The following is a 16,683-nucleotide window of genomic DNA, read 5'->3' as shown; positions in this document are numbered from 1 at the left end:
GGATCCGTGAGTTGTGACCTCGCAATTCTAGGTGTGCGCCTTCAGGGTTGCCTGAAGGCGCGTAGAGTGACGGCCGTGTCCGACGCGCTCCCGCCCATCCCAGATCCCGCTCTCATCTCGGCATTGGCCGCGGATCTGGACGCGGTTGACTTCCGCTCTGAACCCCTTCGGATGCTGTGGGGCGAAGAGGCCGACGACGCTCTCGGCCGCGGCGTGCGCGAGCCGCTGCTGCGCGCTGTCGATGGAGACGAGAGCGCCCTGGCAACGCTCGGGCGGCTGCTGATCCTCGGGATGCCGCAGCCGGCTGCCCTCGTCTCGTACGCGCTCCCACGGTTGGGAGTGGATGGTCTTGTCGCTCTGGGGCTCGCGCGCGTGTCGGCAGCCGACGTCGTTCCTGCGGCGCTGATCAGGCCGCAGTCCTTCGTCGATGCTGACGGCATCGGCGAGTGGTGGATCGCCAGCGATCTCGACGAGCTGGCTCTGGGTTCCGCGCTGCCTGCCGATCACGTGCTGGGGGTGGGTGGAGCATCCCGAACCCTTGCCGAACTCGTCGTTCCCGCACCCGTCTCGCGGGCGTTGGACCTCGGAACCGGCTGCGGAATCCAGGCGCTGCTGGTCGCCCGGCAAGCCGGTGAGGTCGTCGCGACGGATGTATCTGAGCGCGCCCTGGCGTTCGCGGCGCTGAACGCGCGACTGAACGGGGTGGGAAACATCACGTTCCGGCAGGGGAGCATGTTCGAGCCGGTCGCCGGCGAGGCGTTCGATCTGATCGTGTCGAATCCACCGTTCGTGATCACTCCGCGCGTGGACGGGGTCACCGCTTACGAGTATCGCGATGGAGGGCTGATCGGCGATGCGCTCGTGGAGCAGTTCGTGCGCTCGGCCGCATCGCACCTGTTGCCGGGCGGTGTTGCGCAGTTGCTGGGCAACTGGGAGTCATCCGGAGAGACCGGACTCGACCGTCTTGAATCGTGGATCGCCCCAGAGCTCGACGCGTGGGTCATCGAGCGTGAAGAACTCACTCCGCTGGGGTACGCGGAACTGTGGATCCGCGACGGCGGCACGACGCCGCGCGATGAGGCATTCGGGCGGATGCTGGAAGCCTGGCTCGACGACTTCACCGCCCGCGGAGTCACCGCCATCGGGTTCGGGTACGTGCTGCTGCGGCGCGGTCCCACTTCGACGGGCTCAGCGACCGATCGGGTGCCGATGCGTCGTTTCGAGAAGCTGTCACAGCCGCTCTCGGGCACAGGGCGGGCGCTGCGCGACGGCCTTGCCGCGCACGACCTGTTGGCTGAGGGGCTACCGCAGACTCTGGTCACGGCATCCGATGTCACCGAGGCGCGGCACTACATGCCCGGTGATGATGACCCGAGCGTGATCGAACTGCGTCAGGGCGGCGGGTTCGGGCGCACGATCTCGGTGGATTCTGCGCTCGCCGGCTTCGTCGGCGCGTGCGACGGCGAGCTGACCGTGTCGCAGATCGTCGCGGCGTTGGCTGATCTGTTCGAGGTGCCGCTCGCTGACCTGTGGGCAGAGCTCGAGCCGCGCATCCGCGACCTCGTGCGCGATGGTTTCCTGGTGCCGGAGGTTCAGTGAACGATCGGGAATGCCGCGGGTATGCATGCGGTTGCATGAAGATATGAAGGCTTTCGGATTCCTCTCGTTCGGGCATTACGCCGATGTGCCCGGTTCCGGCACGCGCACAGCCGGTGAGATGCTGCATCAGCACATCGATCTCGCGGTCGGCGCTGATGAGATCGGGGTGAACGGCTCATACCTGCGCGTGCATCACTTCGCTCGCCAGGCGGCGTCTCCGATGCCGCTGCTGGCCGCGATGGCCGCGAAGACCCAGCGCATCGAAGTCGGCACCGGTGTGATCGACATGCGCTACGAGAACCCGCTGCAGTTCGCCGAAGAGGCCGCGGCTCTCGACCTCATCGCCCGCGGCCGCATTGCGCTCGGCGTGAGCCGTGGTTCACCCGAGACCGCGCTGCGCGGCTACGAGGCGTTCGGTGACGTCGGGTCCGAGGACCCGCGCGGAGCGGATCTCGCCCGCGACAAGTTCGAGCTGTTCCTCGAGGCGATCGATGGCGCGGGCGTCGTGCAGGGGGACCCGCAGCAGGTCGGCGAGGGCCGGTACCTTGCCGTCGAGCCACGCTCCGAGACTCTGCGCGACCACATCTGGTGGGGTTCCGGCTCGCGGGTGACTGCCGAGGAGACCGGCCGCAAGGGCCTGAACCTGATGAGCTCGACGCTGCTCACCGAGGCGACCGGCGTGCCATTCCACGAGCTGCAGCGCGAGCAGATCGACATGTACCGCGCGGCCTATAAGGGTGCCGGGCACACAGGGACTCCGCGCGTCTCGGTCAGCCGCAGCGTCTTCCCATTGATCAACGACACGGACCGGGCGTACTTCGGGCTTCGCAGCGCCGAGAACGGCGACCAGATCGGCATCATCGACGGGATGCGCTCCACGTTCGGCAAGACCTACGCGGCGGAGCCCGATGTGCTGATCTCGCAGCTTCTGGCCGATGAGGCCGTGATGGCCGCTGACACGCTAATGCTCACGATCCCCACGCAGCTGGGTGTCGACTACAACCTGCACGTGCTGCAGGCATTCGCTGAGCATGTCGCACCCGCGCTCGGGTGGAAGCCCAACACCGAGGGGCCGGTTCAGGGCGACCCGGTGTAGAGCGGCCGGTACGCTTCAGCCATGAGTTACTCGCTGAACGGCAGTTCGAATGATGATCGCGTCGACCAGCTGAGGCGTCAGCACCAGCGGCAACAGACTCGCTTCTTCATCGCTTTCGCCGCGATCGAGGGCTTGGCGTTCGTCGCCACGCTGATAGTCGTCTTCGCGCTCGGTCTGGTCGACCGCGACCTGGGCATCTGGATCTTGTTGGCCATCGCGCTCATCGGCGGAGCGTTCATGAGCGTCGCCCTTCTCGCGATGCGGCGCCGGCACAGCCAGGAGATCCGCGACATCACCGGCTACCCAGGCTGAAACGGCAGGCGGATCCCCCGGTACGCTGGAACCCATGCTGAATATGGCCGAAGGGCTCGCCCGACTGCGCGAGCTCGCCGAAGGACCGGTCGTCTCGGTGGTGGCGCAGGCATTCCAGGATGCCGGGTTCGATCTCGCTGTCGTCGGCGGTCCTGTGCGCGATGCGCTGCTCGGCCGCGACGTGAACGATCTGGACTTCACGACGAACGCTTCGCCCGACGAGATCCTGAAGATCGTCACGCCCATCTCGAGCACCCAGTGGGACATCGGCCGCGCGTTCGGCACGATCGGCGCCCGCGTGCGCGGCGAGCAGGTCGAGATCACCACGTACCGCGCTGACAGCTACGACGGGGTGACCCGCAAGCCGACCGTCGAGTTCGGTGACGCGATCGAGGGTGACCTCGTGCGCCGTGACTTCCGTGTGAACGCGATGGCGCTGAAGGTTCCCGAGATCACACTCGTCGATCCGACCGGTGGCGTCGAAGACCTGGTCGCGGGAGTGCTTCGCACCCCGACCGACCCGAAGGTGAGTTTCGGAGACGATCCGCTCCGGATGCTGCGCGCGGCCCGTTTCAGCGCCCAGCTCGGCTTCTCCATCGCAGATGAGACTCTCGCGGCGATCTCGGAACTGCGTGAAACACTCAAGATCGTCAGCCCCGAGCGCATCCAGAGCGAACTGGTGCGTCTCATGCAGACCGACGACCCGGTCCGCGGCATCCGCGTTCTCGTCGACAGCGAGCTCATCGAAGAGTTCATGCCCGAAGTGAGTGCGCTGCGCCTCGAAGTCGACGAGCACCATCACCACAAGGACGTCTACGAGCACTCTCTGACCGTGCTGCAGCAGGCGATCGAGCTCGAGAAGTCGCGGCATCCGGGTGATGCCCCTGACGTTGCGCTGCGTATCGCGGCCCTGCTGCACGACATCGGCAAGCCCCGCACTCGAAAGCTCGAGTCCGGGGGAGCGGTGACGTTCCACCACCATGACGTGGTCGGCTCGCGGATGGCGCGCAAGCGCCTGCAGGCGCTGCGCTTCGATGGCGACACGACGGATGCTGTGGCGAAGCTCATCGAACTGCACCTGCGCTTCTTCGGCTATGCCGAAGGCGCGTGGACGGATGCCGCGGTCCGCCGCTACGTCCGCGACGCCGGCGACCGTCTCGAACAGCTGCATATCCTGACCCGTGCGGATGTGACCACTCGCAATCGTCGCAAGGCCCAGCGCCTGGCATCCGCCTACGACGACATCGAGTCGCGCATCGCCGACCTGCGCGAGCAGGAGGAGCTCGACTCGATCCGTCCTGACCTCGACGGCAACCAGATCCAGCAGATCCTTGGTATCGCGCCCGGTCGCGAGGTGGGTGAGGCGTACAAGTTCCTGCTCGAGCTGCGACTCGACGAGGGTGTGCTCGGCGCGGATGCTGCGGAGCAGCGCCTGCGCGAATGGTGGGCTGCGCGCGGGTAGTGCGCTCGCCGCGGCTTACGCCATTGTGGCGAGCTGCTCGAATGAGGACAAGTCCGGGGTCGAGGCCGAACATCGTCTTCATCGGGTCGTCAGCCCAGGAGCCGCGATGCGAACCACACGACCGCGAAGATCACGGCGATGACGACGGTGATCCACCGGCCACCGCGCTTGAGCCGTCGCCCTGGCAGTGCCACACCGGGCGGTGGTGTCAGCATCCCCGCCGGTGGCGCGAAGGGAAGCGCGTGCGATCCCGACCCCGGCTCGATGTGCACCGTGGGCGTATGGTTCAGCCGCTCGTCGCGCCACCTCGCCCACTGGTCGAACTTGGTGATGAGCGCTCCGACAGTGCCGAACAGCCACGCCCAGGTGTTCGGGTCGAGCGTCGAAGCCTCGCGCTTCGTGTAGAGGAACAGCCAGTCGTCGACGATCTCGACGTCGAGCTGCGCCGCATTGTCGACGAAGCGCGCCATGATGTCGGGCGTGAAGAGGTACAGGGCATCCTGCTCGTAGCCGGCCGGGCAGTACAGCGTGAAGTATCTGTCGAAGTCACCCTCGAGCGACAGTCGCTGCTCCTTCTGGAACGACGCCGGCAGGTTCGTGCCGAAGATCGCGTTGTTGCCGAGGGCGTCGAGCACGATGTTCGGCAGGGGAACGTCGAGCTTCACGGCGACGTAGCCCCACTTGTGGGTCGTCGAGTTCTTACCGGAACCCGTCGTGTACTGGTAGTTGCCGAACTCGACGAAACGGGGACTCTGCCCGCGGACGAGCTGATTCGCCTTGCGCGCGCGACCCAGGGTGAAGATCATGCCGGGCAACGGCGGATCGGAGACCTCACCGGCATACGTCATGTTGTTCGCCGCCGCGAAACGATCGAGGCGGAAGTCCACGACGCGCCGGCGACGGACGGACAACCATGCGACGATCCCGACCGTCACTCCCACGAAAGCGATGAACAGCAGCGGCAGCACGGCGATGAAGGAGTTGTAGCCGGTGAGGATCGTGACGGTGAGCACGAACATCATCGGCACGATGATGAGGACGGCGATGACTGCGACGACGATGGAGATCACGGTCGTCACACTGGTGGATCCGGTGCGTCGCGATTTCATCTCCGCGGCGAAGGCACTCACGGCTCTCGGATCGACGGGCTCGGTCAGCGCGCGAGCGTCGAAGGTCATCGGCTGCGGAGGGGGCATGCTCACCAGACCACGCTATCCCGCGATGGCAGCGCTCTGCGCGGCCGCGAGAATTGCTTTGCCGCATGAGACGGGCGTTGCCAGCACGAGTCTCGTGCGGCAAAGCAATTCTCACTGCGGGGATGCAGCAACCAGGCTCGCACCCTCAGCGAGAGGCAGGGCTTCGATCGCAGCATCCGCGCAGATCGCCTCGATCAGCGCCGCGGACCCCGCAACGATCGTCGAGTCATCGTCGATCTCGGTCGTCATGACCCATGCGCGATCAGCGGGCCACAGCAGGCTCAGCGCCTCGTCGCCCCATGGCGCCTCGTCCTGCCAGTCCGGGTTTGCGAACGTCGAAAGCGCAGCCGTGAAGAGCACGTGTGCGCGGTCGGGCAGCTCGAGACGCGGTCCCTTCGATATCTCGTCCGAGAGGATGCCGGGCTGCCAGCTCGCCCGCTGAAACGGGTTCTCAAAAGGATTGCGGATGCTCTGCCACAGCACCTGCTGATGGATCTCGTCCTCGCTGAACGCGAGAGATGCGCGTGACGGCCCGGTGCCCATGAACCCGAGCATCCCGCCCCAGCCCTCCCAGACGCCGGCGACGCACTCGTCTGGTGCGCTCGTGTGCGCAGAAAGGTGGCCGGTGAGGCGGCTCAGGATGCTGGCATCCAGCCATCCTTCGCGAGGCGCGGAGAACTCGCGCCCGTCGGTCGCGATCTGCGTATGCCAGTTGCCTTCCGGAGGGGTGCGGACCAACTGCTGCCAGGATGCTTCGGCGTACAGCGTCGTGCCGAAGGCCGCTGCTGCTTCTTTCCAGGTGGTGGGCTGGTCGACGGCATCCGCACTCTGACGCACCGAGGCGGGATGGAAAATGCGCGCATAGGCCTCGAAGCCGTGCGGCACGAAATGGTGAATCGACCAGTCGGCGTCGAGGCGATCGCGCAACCAGGTGCCGGTCGCCAGAGGGTCTGAGATCCACTGCATGCCGACCACGGTACCGGGCAGATCGCGCACGTGTCGGTATACACTAAAACGAAGCTTTAGATATCTCGGGAGATGCGATGACGAAAACCATCATTGACGTCGATGATGTCCTGCTCGAAAAGGCGATGCACTTCACTGGCGCGACGACGAAGAAAGCGGCGGTGAACGAGGCGCTCGCTCAGACCGTGAGGCGCGCCGAGGCTCTCGGCTATATCGACATGTTGCGCAGCGGAGTGGCCATCGAGCTCGATGACGCCGATGTCACCACTGACGCGCAACGATGAACCAGCTTTACCTGGTCGACAACTCTGCACTTCAGAGGATTCATCGCTCGGATGCCGTCGCTGAGGCGCTGATCGATCTGCTGGTCACCGGCCAACTGGCAAGCTGCCTTCCACAGCTGCTGGAGGAAGGATATTCCGCTCGGAACGCCGAGGAACATCGAAAGCTGATCGACGCGAGCGCGAAGGCGAAGATCTTCCTCGAGCCGGACGCCGAGATAGCGCGTCTCGCCGTTGAGCTGCAGCGACGACTGTTCACCGCGGGCAGGGGCCGAGCTGTCGGTGTGAGTGACCTGCAGATCGCAGCCACCGCGCTTCGACACACGGCGGCTGACCAGCGGGTGAGCGTGGTGCATTACGACGCTGATTTCGAGAACATTGCCGCCATTGAGCCGACCTTCTCGCACCGTTGGATCGTCCCGCGGGGTTCGGTCGATTGATCGCATTCGCGACACGCCCGGAACTGAAGTAGACTGCTCAGGTTGTCTGTCTATCGCGCTGCATTCGGCGGTACGAAAGACGGACACGTGCACACACCCTCCTGCTTTCGAGAGAGTCTCGGAAGCCGTTCAAGTCCGAAGGAGGTGGGTAAGTGACGCACCAGTACGAACTCATGGTCATTCTGAACCCTGAGGTCGACGAGCGCCAGGTTGCGCCCACGCTCGACAAGTTCCTGAAGGTCATCACCAACGATGGCGGTTCAGTGGACAACGTCGATGTCTGGGGCAAGCGCCGGCTCGCCTATGAAATCCAGAAGAAGACCGAAGGCATCTACGCCGTCGTCAACTTCACCGCTACCAGCGAGGCCACGCAGGAGCTCGACCGTCAGCTCAAGCTGAACGAGCAGATCATGCGCACCAAGGTCCTCCGTGCTGAAGAGGCACAGGCAATGGTCGCATCCGAGGCCAAGCGTTCCGAAGAGAAGGCTGCTCGCAAGGCTGCCAAGGCTGCGAAGGCCTGAGTCTCATGGCCGGCGAAACCGTCATCACCGTGGTGGGAAACCTCACGGCCGACCCTGAGCTGCGTTACACGCAGAACGGGCTGCCGGTGGCGAACTTCACCATCGCATCGACGCCGCGAACCTTCGACCGTCAGGCGAACGAGTGGAAGGACGGCGATGCGCTGTTCCTCCGTGCGTCCGTGTGGCGCGAGTTCGCAGAGCACGTGGCGGGTTCTCTGACCAAGGGCATGCGTGTTGTCGCGCAGGGCCGTCTGCGTCAGCGCTCCTACCAGGACCGCGAGGGAAACCAGCGCACGTCCATCGAGCTCGAGGTCGACGAGATCGGCCCGTCGCTGCGTTACGCGACCGCTCAGGTCACCCGTGCTGCTTCCGGCGGCGCCGGTGGCGGTGGCGGGCAGTCGCGTCCGGCTCAGCAGCAGCAGGTGTCCGAAGAGCCGTGGTCCACGCCCGGTTCTTCGACGAGCGCCGATGCCTGGAGCACTCCGGGCAGCTTCGGCGACGACACCCCGTTCTAATCACAACTTGGATCCGGTCCCTGACACTTCGACAAGCTCAGTGGTCGACGGGTACGGCATCCGCTCTTATCAATAAGGAAAAACCATGGCTGGAAAGTCGAGCGGCGACCGCCGCAAGCCGCGGAAGGGTGGCAAGCCCACCGCTCCCGCGAAGTCGATCCGGGTTGGCGTCATTGACTACAAGGATGTCGCAACCCTCCGTAAGTTCGTTTCGGAGCGTGGCAAGATCCGCGCCCGTCGTATCACCGGAGTTTCGGTGCAGGAGCAGCGTCTGATCGCCACGGCGATCAAGAACGCACGCGAAATGGCTCTCCTGCCCTACGCCGGCGCTGGCCGCTAAGGGGTGCTGACATGGCAAAGCTGATTCTCACGAATGAGGTCGCCGGGCTCGGAAGCGCCGGTGACGTTGTCGAGGTCAAGAGCGGGTACGCCCGCAACTACCTCGTCCCGCAGGGCCTGGCCACTGGCTGGACCCGTGGCGGTGCCAAGCAGGTCGAGTCGATCCAGGCTGCTCGCAAGGCACGCCAGATCCACGACCGTGAAGAGGCCGTGGCACTCAAGGACGCGATCGAGGGCCAGAAGGTCCGCCTGACGGTGAAGGCCGGCAACGGCGGACGCCTGTTCGGCTCGGTCAAGACCGAGCACGTCGCCGACGCTGTCGCGACTGCTGGCCTCGGTGCCATCGACAAGCGCAAGGTGACCATCACCTCGCCGATCAAGTCGACCGGTGACCACGAGGCGACCGTGCGTCTGCACGAAGACGTCGTGGCCGTCATCACCCTTCAGGTCGTCGCGGCCAAGTAAGTCGAAACAACCTTCCAGAGAGCCTCCGATCCTGATGGATCGGAGGCTCTCTGCTTTTCCCGCTGCTGGTCTCTGGTGGGCCGTGCCTGGAGTGTTTTGGGTGCTGACCGGCGTGTTCTCAGCCTGATGAAAATGGACGCGCCCGAGAAAATTCGGGCTTGACTTCTCCCCAGGTTGTACACATCCGCACATGGCGCGCGAAACCTTCAATCACTGATTTAAGCCGGATTTCATCCACAGCCTGGGGAAACTCTTAATCCCTGATCAGAAGCAATTAATGCGTAGTAAGTTTGTGTCCACCACAGGGTTATCCACATGCGTTCTACACAGACACTCCGAAGTTCTCCGCAATCTATCCACATAGTTATCCACAGGCCGTCTTGCATGGGGATAACCCTGCTCGTACCGTGGACACGCGACGAGATGTCTGTGGTGCGTGATTCGCTTGTCCTGATCGCGAAATTCACTCCGCTGTCGCCGGGCTTGGGGGCCGCTGATCCCTGAGCTGTCCGCATGTCAGCCGTACCCGAAGGGATCACAGTGTCGATAGCCGACATCTCGGAGGAACGCCTTGGTGGGCAGCGCAAACCCGAACGCGTACCGCCCCATGACCTCCTCGCTGAGCAGAGTGCGCTCGGCGGAATGCTGCTGTCGAAGGATGCCGTCGCCGATGTGATCGAGACGCTCAAGGGCGCCGACTTCTACATCCCCAAGCACGAGCTCATCTTCGAGGCGATCCTCTCGCTCTACTCGCATGGTGAGCCGACTGACGTCGTGGCTGTCACCGACGAGCTCATCAAGACGGGTGAGCTCGGTCGTGCAGGCGGGGCCGACTACCTGCATACGCTCACCTCGATCGTTCCGACCGCGGCGAACGCCGGGTACTACGCCGGCATCGTCGCCGAGCGTTCCATCCTGCGCCGCCTCGTGGACGCGGGCACGCGCATCGTGCAGATCGGGTACGACGGCCAGGGCGACGCGACCGACCTCGTCAACAACGCGCAGGCCGAGATCTACGCGGTCACCGGCACTCAGACCGTTGAGGACTATGTGCCCCTCACGGTCGCGGTGGATGCTGCGATGGAAGAGATCGAGGCGGCCAGTGGTCGCGACGGTTCAATGACGGGCGTGCCGACCGGCTTCAAAGAGCTTGACGAACTCACGAACGGTCTGCACGGCGGACAGATGATCGTCGTGGCGGCGAGGCCCGCCGTCGGCAAGTCGACGCTCGCGCTCGACATCGCACGTGCAGCTGCGATCGGACACAAGCAGCCGACCGTCTTCTTCTCGCTCGAGATGGGCAGGAGTGAGATCGCGATGCGTCTGCTCAGTGCAGAGGGCGCGATTCCGCTGCAGCACATGCGCAAGGGAACACTCGACCCCCGCGACTGGACCACGGTCGCCGCGACTCGCGGGCGCATAAACGACGCCCCCCTCTTCATCGACGACAGCCCCAACATGACGCTGGTCGAGATTCGTGCGAAGTGCCGCCGCCTGAAGCAGCGCGAGGGCCTGCGCATGGTCGTGATCGACTATCTGCAGCTGATGACCAGCGGCAAGCGCGTCGAGTCACGCCAGCAAGAGGTCTCGGAGTTCTCGCGTGCGCTGAAACTGCTCGCGAAGGAGCTGCAGGTTCCCGTCATCGCGCTGTCGCAGCTGAACCGTGGCTCCGAGCAGCGGCAAGACAAGAAGCCCCAGATCAGCGACCTGCGCGAGTCTGGCTCGATCGAGCAGGATGCTGACATGGTGATCCTGCTGCACCGCGACTCGGTCTACGACAAAGACGTGCGCCCCGGCGAGGCCGACCTCATCGTTGCGAAGCACCGTAACGGTCCGACCGCGACGATCAACCTCGCCTTCCAAGGCCACTACTCGCGCTTCGCGGATATGGCGCAGGGCGGCGACTTCAACTAGAGGTGTAGGGATTAGTTAGAAGTGTCCATTTCGCGGATGAAATGTCCACGTGATGTCCATATGGACATTTATGCATCCCCGCGCGGCGAGGTCGCCGCGGCGTGATCTCACTCCGAGAAGGACTTCTCGATGAGTTCCATGCCGGCGCGGACTGAAGTGACTTGGCCAAGATGCCGGCCTTCGTCGTCGATCACATCGAAGCTTCCACCGCGCCCGGGTCGCAGCTCCCCAGCCGGGGAACGTGTCGAGTTCCAATAGACAGTGTGAACTCGGGTCCGGAGACTCAGCGACGTGTGCAACCTCCCATGGGTGACTTGGCCGGGCACGCTGATCGATGCCCGGCCAGTCCTCGGCGGCTGGCTCTCGGTCGCCGGTGGCTTGCCGGGCTCTGCGTTCGAACTTGCTGAAGTGGTCCGATGCGCAATGAAAGTCGCTATCAACGCCGTTGTCAGTGCCCCTAGCACCAGACCGATTAGCACCACGATCCAGTCCCGCCCCGTGAGCTGTTGTGTGGCAACGAAGAAGAGGATGCCGAGTACGAGCGCAGCAGCGGTGAGGAAGCCGAAGAACCAACTCCACTTGCTACTCAACGTCATCTCCTTCGCCCTGTGCCGGAGCAACACCTGCACTGAGCGACAACAGACGGTCCGCTTCGGCGGCGATCGCTCGAAGCTCGCCAGCGGTCGACGTGCGGGTGCGCTCAGCGTTCAAGATCTGTTCTTGGGAGACACGGATTTCGTCGAGGAGCTTGTCTAGCGGAGGATCGATGATTGTTGCCAGCTCGTGCCGTGCGTCGGATGCGATCGTGTCTGCATGCCCCATGATTTCGGTCACGAGCGCGGAATGCTGTCGCTCGCTCTGGACCTGAGCCGCTCTCGCCTCGCGCTCGTTTTTCCAGACTTCGTACCCCGCTGTCCCTGCTGAGATGACGAAGCCACCGACCTTCGCGGCTTTGCCGATCTTGTCTGCGATCTTCAGTGCCTGCCAGGGCTTGAACTTGTAGCCGAACGTGTGGCCGACATCCTTGACCAGCGTGTGTCCGAGTGACCCGGAAGCTTGCTGCAGTCCTTCGCCGGCACCCCACCAGCCCTGTCCGCGCTTGATAAGATCACCGATCTTCTGCCAGTCCACCGCGATCGCTGCTCTTGCTGCTTGGCTACTAGTCGCGGAGGTGTCAGCACGGACTCGATCGGGAGCATCGAGTGAGACCGCTCCTGACGGTCGGAGTAAGAGGTCGAGCCGGTTGCTCTCGCCAATCTCAAGCAGCTCTTCGGATAGCGTGTCGAACTCGGAATCGGCAAGCTGGTTGATCCGTTCAGCGAACTCTGTGGCGTGACGTTCGAGAGACTCGATGAGACGAGCCTCTGCGGCTTCGAGCACCGTGCGACCCTGACCTTCGTCGTCGGGCAGCATCGACGCCGTGTCGACGAACCCTACGACATCCACGAGGCAGTCGCGCTTGAACTCGGCGTCGATCCTCGCGAAGCTCTGGTCCAGCATGAATCGCCGCTGAGAGATCGCTCGAGCCTGGGAGGCAAGCAGCGCGAGGGCAGCGCGAGAGGTGTTGTCTTGCGCGAACAGTGCCTGCGCTTCATCACACAGTTGACGGACCAGATGGAGAGGTTGACGCAGTCTGGCGAGATTGCCTCTCTCAGCACTTATCCGGTTGATTGTCGCCCGCAGATCGTCGATTCGAGACCTCTGCTTGAACGCGTCGGCGTTCTTGCCACCTTCGAGGCCGCGCATGTAGTCGACAGAGTCGACTTCGACAATGGGCAGCCTATACGTGACGGTTCCGAGCGCGTCCTGAACTGCTTGTTCTCGCACACCATCCGCTGCGGAGCGCTTGCTCGTCTGCGTGATGACGACGATCATCTGCCCATGCATCTGGAGCCCATTCGCCAGGCGCCGCAGGAAGTCGCGAGACGCATCGTCGAAGAGGTTGACGGTGACGACGAACAAGATGAAGTCAGCATTGCCAATCGCATCCATTGCGAGTTCATCGTGGCTTCGCAGGCCTGACTGCACGCCGGGAGTGTCGACGAGGACGACGGCGCCGTCCCACTCGTACTCGGTGACTTCGCCAGTTGCGATATCTGCGTCGATATCGGGCTGCACCGCACCATCGGTAAGTGCCTTGATGAGACTGGATTTTCCGCTGCTGTACTGACCGGTCAGGACCATGCGTGGCTCATTTTCTGCCTGGTCGATCGTCGCCCGGGTGAGCAATGCGGACGCTGGGCCGCCGGGCACATCTCGCAGGACGGCTCGTAGCCTCGTCACCAATACCTGCGTTTGCTCCGGCAGCTCATGGATAAGGATATTCGTCACGATGCGACTCCTTGGGTGTTCTCGCTGATGGCCATTTTGACTCCCGTGTGCGCCAACGCCAGCGACTGCCACGCTTCTCGAGCGCCGCGGGCCAGTGGATGGGTGAGTTCGACGATCACTTCTTGCTCGTTCCAGCCGTGGATCGCTACTTCACCGGCAGCCAGGTTTCGAATCAGTTGGACGGCGCTGGCAGATGGAGACGTGGACGTGGCCGTCGGTAGAACTCGCTCTGCGTCTTCGGGGAGAGGGAAGAGGACCAACTCACTGAACTCAGGTTCGGGCAGTTCCACGGCCATGCCTGCGCCCCGCCAACGAGTCGCGCGCGTGAGAGCGGATGCCGCGCGTCCCCGCCCCATAATCCGTAGAAGCTCACCAGCGATCTCGACATCGATCCGGGCGAGGATGGGTTCCAACTCTGCGGTGATGGTGTGGTTAAGGGTTCGCGCCGTCTGATCCAGCGTGTCGAGCTCCAAGGAGTGGCGTGCGGTCTCGCCCTCGACGGCCAACTGCCAGGCCGCTCGAACATCGTGGCCCGCCCGCAGGACCTGGTCACCGACCCGCACAAGAAGCGGCGACAGCTGGCTACGCACCCTCTCGCGCCGACGTTCACGGACATCGGCAGCACTTCGGAAGACCTTGTCACCGATCCAGTCGATACCGCGGTTGAGGCCGAGGATTCCAGTCAACAAGCCGATGATCGCGCCGAGGCCGAGACCGATGGCATTGCCCAGACCGGGTCCCAACGCGGTGCCCGCAATCGCGCCGATCTTCGCGCCAAGGATGGTCGTGCCGACTGTAACGGCAAATCTACCCCCGACCTTAACCAGACGGTTTCCCCAGATCGCTCCGCGACCGCCGAGATCTCTGAAGCTGCCAACGTCAATCTGGGCCCAGTCGTCAGCGACATCGATGGCGGTTCTCTTCAGATCACGTTCCAGACGGCGGCCAACGTCCGCGGCATGGGTCTCAATCTCCTCCCTGAGTGCCGCGATTTCGGTAGCCCACTCGGCGTTGATCCGCTTGTCGCTCAGGCCGACATCTACGCGTTCGATCCACCGCTCGCGACGGGCGAGAGCAGCCGTGAACGCGGCCACAAGCTCGTCGTGCGCGTCGATGACCCGACGATCGGCGCGCCGCTTGAAATTGTCACGGCTACCTCGAGCGGCGGCGGCCATCGCGGTGGCGGCCCCGACGGCCGCCGCTGCCGCGCCGGCGGCATCGAGTAGCGCACTACGAAGGAAGTCTCCAATACTCGCAGTCCTTCGCAGCTCCGCCGTTCGGTCCCTCTGCTCTTGAATCTCGGTGAGAAGACGATCAACACGGCTCGCCTGGCGCAACTCGGCTGACTCAACTGCTTCGAGCTGGCCGGCGAGCGACAGTAGCGCCGCCTGGGCATGAATGGTCACCGCAGAGACATACCGACCACCGGCGCGCGCAAGGTGGCGGACAATCGGTTTCAAGTTGCCGAGAGTGTCACCGCCAAAGATGAGCTCCGGCTCCTCCAGCAGATCGGCCCGATCCAGCTCGTCCGTGACGTCGCGGAGGCAATTGAGCGCCACCACGATTGGCTTGCCATAGTCGGCGAGCTGCTGCAGAGCGCGACCTGTTTGCTCCTGTGTAGCCTCGTTGGTCGCGACCCAGAGAATCAGGTCCGCATCGTCGATCTGGCTGAACGCCTCGAGGTAGTCTTCATCCCCATCCATGGCCCCGACACCAGGCGTGTCAACGATCTCTATGTCGTGGTTGAGGATCATCCCGGTGTGCGTCTCCCGAGTCGTTCGCTGGCCGCCCTGACCGACGCTGGTGCCATCGCCTCCGGTGAGAAACTCGAACAGTGTGCTCTTGCCAGCCATCGTGCGCCCCATCAGCACGATCCGGAACGGGCGATCCACGTCACGACCTTGCAGTTGCAGACAGGCCCGTGAGATCCGATCCGTCGCCTCCCGCAGCGGGACGACGAGGCTGGTACGCAGCTCGTGTCGCTCGGGCGACTCGAACTGCGGGGTGAGCTCATCGACCGTGCGTGCGAGGGTACGCTCCGCGGTGCGGGCGAGCTCAATCAGTTGCGTTCTCAGCGCGGCCGGCGAGGCGAGCCTTGGTTGGTCGATACCAAAGAGCTGCTGCCTCGCGCCTTCGTGGCCAGGCGCTCTCGGTTGGCTCGGGACGATGATCATCAGCGACCTCGTCAGGTCGCGGACTTCGACACGGGAGCGCGTCTGAGCAGCGACTCGAAATCCTCAGCGCGGGCAGTCGCTTCGACGATGCGATCCACGAGCTTCGGACGGTACACAAACTGCTTGAACGCGGGAGAGTAGACGCAATAGCCGTCCGACTTGGGGAGTTGCTCTTTCGAGCCGCTCTTGGCCGGGCCGATCTCCCAAGCCTTTCGTACGATGGTGAAGTCGTTGACGCCGAAGACGAACGGAATACGCGCCATCACAGCATCCGCTGCAGCCTTCGGCAACATCTCGTCCCCGTGTACGGCTTCGCGATACTTCTCGGCGACGATCACGCTGCCCTGCTGCCCTAGAAGCGCCTGCAGTTCCTCCTCACTGAGCTCGTCCTGGCGCACAAAGTTCAGCGCGAGATCTGCCTCAGTCTTCGGCCCTTTCATCGGGAGGAGCAGCAGCCGGTACGCGAACCGCTCATCGCTTCGCACCTCGTCCGCAAGGCTGCTCTGGAACTCGGTGATAAACGTGGAGACCGTTGCGGGAAGGCCCCGACGCAGGTCTCTCTGCTCCTCGTAGCGCGATGGGCTCAGAGACTGGACGAAGACGGGAAACTTCAGTTCGCTTCCGAGGGTTTCGGATGCGCCGAATCGTCGGACGAGCTCCGCCTCGAAGTTGATGATGCACGCATGAGCCTCCGCGGCAGTGGCAACAAGAATGGAGTCCTGGAACCGGTGCTCGACGTGATTGCGCAGCCCAACGAAGAATTCGACGTTCGCTCGGATCGGATCATTGTCCTTGAACTCGTGCTTGACGCACTGGCTGAGATCCCAGGTCTTCTTCGAACCATCGGGGTTGCGCTTGAAGAGGCGACGACCGCCTGACTCGCGATAGAAGATCTCTACCTTGCGCTTGATGCGGTCGGCATGGAGGAGGTTCTGCCAGGCGAGGTGGATGTGCACGATGAAATCGCTGAAGCTGCGACGATCGCCAGGTCGGTTGTAGAAGTCGATCGACACAAGCGCCTGTCGGCGCGCCTCATCGAGCGTGTATCTCCACGCAGGTGGTCGGGCCATTA

Annotated in this window: 16 protein-coding genes; 11 read left to right on the top strand and 5 right to left on the bottom strand. The window is 63.8% G+C overall.

Annotated elements, in window-relative coordinates:
- Nucleotides 1-66 precede the first annotated feature (66 nt).
- From ACN0RC_RS05425 to ACN0RC_RS05410, 4 genes are read left to right on the top strand one after another with little or no spacing between them, the layout of a single operon-like run.
- Nucleotides 67-1,599: a class I SAM-dependent methyltransferase gene (locus ACN0RC_RS05425; RefSeq protein WP_417509539.1), complete on the top strand. Its 1,533-nt coding sequence runs from the start codon at nt 67-69 to the stop codon at nt 1,597-1,599.
- Between the two features lie 43 nt (nt 1,600-1,642).
- A complete protein-coding gene (locus ACN0RC_RS05420) occupies nt 1,643-2,695 on the top strand; it encodes an LLM class flavin-dependent oxidoreductase (protein ID WP_417509538.1) in 1,053 nt (350 codons plus the stop codon).
- A 21-nt stretch (nt 2,696-2,716) separates the two neighbouring features.
- Complete coding sequence (locus ACN0RC_RS05415; protein ID WP_417509536.1) at nt 2,717-3,007, top strand: hypothetical protein; 291 nt, start codon at nt 2,717-2,719, stop codon at nt 3,005-3,007.
- A 34-nt stretch (nt 3,008-3,041) separates the two neighbouring features.
- The gene (locus tag ACN0RC_RS05410; RefSeq protein WP_417509534.1) at nt 3,042-4,469 is read left to right on the top strand and encodes a CCA tRNA nucleotidyltransferase; all 1,428 of its coding nucleotides are present in this window, start codon (nt 3,042-3,044) and stop codon (nt 4,467-4,469) included.
- A gap of 89 nt (nt 4,470-4,558) precedes the next feature.
- Here the strand turns inward: ACN0RC_RS05410 and ACN0RC_RS05405 are convergent, their stop codons facing one another.
- Together ACN0RC_RS05405 and ACN0RC_RS05400 are read right to left on the bottom strand one after the other, a co-directional pair.
- Entirely contained in the window at nt 4,559-5,665 is a 1,107-nt protein-coding gene (locus ACN0RC_RS05405) for a hypothetical protein (protein WP_417509665.1), read from the bottom strand.
- Nucleotides 5,666-5,776: 111 nt separating this feature from the next.
- A complete protein-coding gene (locus tag ACN0RC_RS05400) occupies nt 5,777-6,661 on the bottom strand; it encodes a hypothetical protein (protein ID WP_417509532.1) in 885 nt (294 codons plus the stop codon).
- 47 nt (nt 6,662-6,708) lie between these two features.
- On the opposite strand from ACN0RC_RS05400, the gene ACN0RC_RS05395 reads away from it, so the two are divergent.
- The 7 genes from ACN0RC_RS05395 (at nt 6,709) to dnaB (ending at nt 11,106) form a co-directional block, all read left to right on the top strand.
- The gene (locus tag ACN0RC_RS05395; RefSeq protein ID WP_417509530.1) at nt 6,709-6,915 is read left to right on the top strand and encodes a type II toxin-antitoxin system VapB family antitoxin; all 207 of its coding nucleotides are present in this window, start codon (nt 6,709-6,711) and stop codon (nt 6,913-6,915) included.
- Nucleotides 6,912-7,352 (top strand): PIN domain-containing protein, encoded by a 441-nt coding sequence (locus tag ACN0RC_RS05390; RefSeq protein WP_417509529.1) that lies wholly within the window; start codon nt 6,912-6,914, stop codon nt 7,350-7,352. The genes ACN0RC_RS05395 and ACN0RC_RS05390 overlap by 4 nt, the downstream gene beginning before the upstream one ends.
- A 152-nt stretch (nt 7,353-7,504) precedes the next feature.
- Nucleotides 7,505-7,873: a 30S ribosomal protein S6 gene (gene rpsF, locus ACN0RC_RS05385; RefSeq protein ID WP_417509527.1), complete on the top strand. Its 369-nt coding sequence runs from the start codon at nt 7,505-7,507 to the stop codon at nt 7,871-7,873.
- Nucleotides 7,874-7,878: 5 nt separating this feature from the next.
- A complete protein-coding gene (locus ACN0RC_RS05380; RefSeq protein ID WP_417509525.1) occupies nt 7,879-8,388 on the top strand; it encodes a single-stranded DNA-binding protein in 510 nt (169 codons plus the stop codon).
- Nucleotides 8,389-8,473: 85 nt separating this feature from the next.
- Nucleotides 8,474-8,728 carry a 30S ribosomal protein S18 gene (rpsR, locus tag ACN0RC_RS05375; protein ID WP_017829850.1) on the top strand — a complete coding sequence of 85 codons (255 nt, stop codon included), beginning with the start codon at nt 8,474-8,476 and terminating at the stop codon, nt 8,726-8,728.
- Nucleotides 8,729-8,739: 11 nt separating this feature from the next.
- Complete coding sequence (rplI, locus tag ACN0RC_RS05370; protein ID WP_417509523.1) at nt 8,740-9,192, top strand: 50S ribosomal protein L9; 453 nt, start codon at nt 8,740-8,742, stop codon at nt 9,190-9,192.
- Between the two features lie 540 nt (nt 9,193-9,732).
- Nucleotides 9,733-11,106, top strand: coding sequence for a replicative DNA helicase (gene dnaB, locus ACN0RC_RS05365; RefSeq protein ID WP_417509663.1), 1,374 nt, complete (start codon nt 9,733-9,735; stop codon nt 11,104-11,106).
- 582 nt (nt 11,107-11,688) lie between these two features.
- Here the strand turns inward: dnaB and ACN0RC_RS05360 are convergent.
- The 3 genes from ACN0RC_RS05360 to ACN0RC_RS05350 form a co-directional block, all read right to left on the bottom strand.
- Nucleotides 11,689-13,290 carry a dynamin family protein gene (locus tag ACN0RC_RS05360; protein ID WP_417509521.1) on the bottom strand — a complete coding sequence of 534 codons (1,602 nt, stop codon included), beginning with the start codon at nt 13,288-13,290 and terminating at the stop codon, nt 11,689-11,691.
- A gap of 143 nt (nt 13,291-13,433) precedes the next feature.
- Nucleotides 13,434-15,611, bottom strand: coding sequence for a GTPase (locus tag ACN0RC_RS05355; RefSeq protein WP_417509519.1), 2,178 nt, complete (start codon nt 15,609-15,611; stop codon nt 13,434-13,436).
- An 11-nt stretch (nt 15,612-15,622) separates the two neighbouring features.
- Nucleotides 15,623-16,681, bottom strand: a complete 1,059-nt coding sequence (locus ACN0RC_RS05350) for a DUF3644 domain-containing protein (RefSeq protein WP_417509518.1) — start codon at nt 16,679-16,681, stop codon at nt 15,623-15,625.
- Nucleotides 16,682-16,683: the final 2 nt, after the last annotated feature.

The sequence above is a fragment of the Microbacterium sp. genome (genome assembly GCF_048259935.1).
Classification (GTDB): Bacteria; Actinomycetota; Actinomycetes; order Actinomycetales; family Microbacteriaceae; genus Microbacterium.
Note: the sequence above shows the minus strand (reverse complement) of the source record. Positions and strands in the feature narration are given on the sequence as shown.

Excerpts from the sequence above, each read along its gene's own strand:
- rpsR (WP_017829850.1), top strand. The coding sequence starts at position 8,474 with ATGGCTGGAAAGTCGAGCGGCGACCGCCGCAAGCCGCGGAAGGGTGGC.
- ACN0RC_RS05380 (WP_417509525.1), top strand. The coding sequence starts at position 7,879 with ATGGCCGGCGAAACCGTCATCACCGTGGTGGGAAACCTCACGGCCGAC.
- ACN0RC_RS05420 (WP_417509538.1), top strand. The coding sequence starts at position 1,643 with ATGAAGGCTTTCGGATTCCTCTCGTTCGGGCATTACGCCGATGTGCCC.
- ACN0RC_RS05360 (WP_417509521.1), bottom strand. The coding sequence starts at position 13,290 with ATGGTCCTGACCGGTCAGTACAGCAGCGGAAAATCCAGTCTCATCAAG.
- ACN0RC_RS05350 (WP_417509518.1), bottom strand. The coding sequence starts at position 16,681 with ATGGCCCGACCACCTGCGTGGAGATACACGCTCGATGAGGCGCGCCGA.
- rplI (WP_417509523.1), top strand. The coding sequence starts at position 8,740 with ATGGCAAAGCTGATTCTCACGAATGAGGTCGCCGGGCTCGGAAGCGCC.
- ACN0RC_RS05355 (WP_417509519.1), bottom strand. The coding sequence starts at position 15,611 with ATGATCATCGTCCCGAGCCAACCGAGAGCGCCTGGCCACGAAGGCGCG.
- ACN0RC_RS05410 (WP_417509534.1), top strand. The coding sequence starts at position 3,042 with ATGCTGAATATGGCCGAAGGGCTCGCCCGACTGCGCGAGCTCGCCGAA.
- ACN0RC_RS05415 (WP_417509536.1), top strand. The coding sequence starts at position 2,717 with ATGAGTTACTCGCTGAACGGCAGTTCGAATGATGATCGCGTCGACCAG.
- ACN0RC_RS05395 (WP_417509530.1), top strand. The coding sequence starts at position 6,709 with ATGACGAAAACCATCATTGACGTCGATGATGTCCTGCTCGAAAAGGCG.
- ACN0RC_RS05405 (WP_417509665.1), bottom strand. The coding sequence starts at position 5,665 with ATGCCCCCTCCGCAGCCGATGACCTTCGACGCTCGCGCGCTGACCGAG.
- ACN0RC_RS05390 (WP_417509529.1), top strand. The coding sequence starts at position 6,912 with ATGAACCAGCTTTACCTGGTCGACAACTCTGCACTTCAGAGGATTCAT.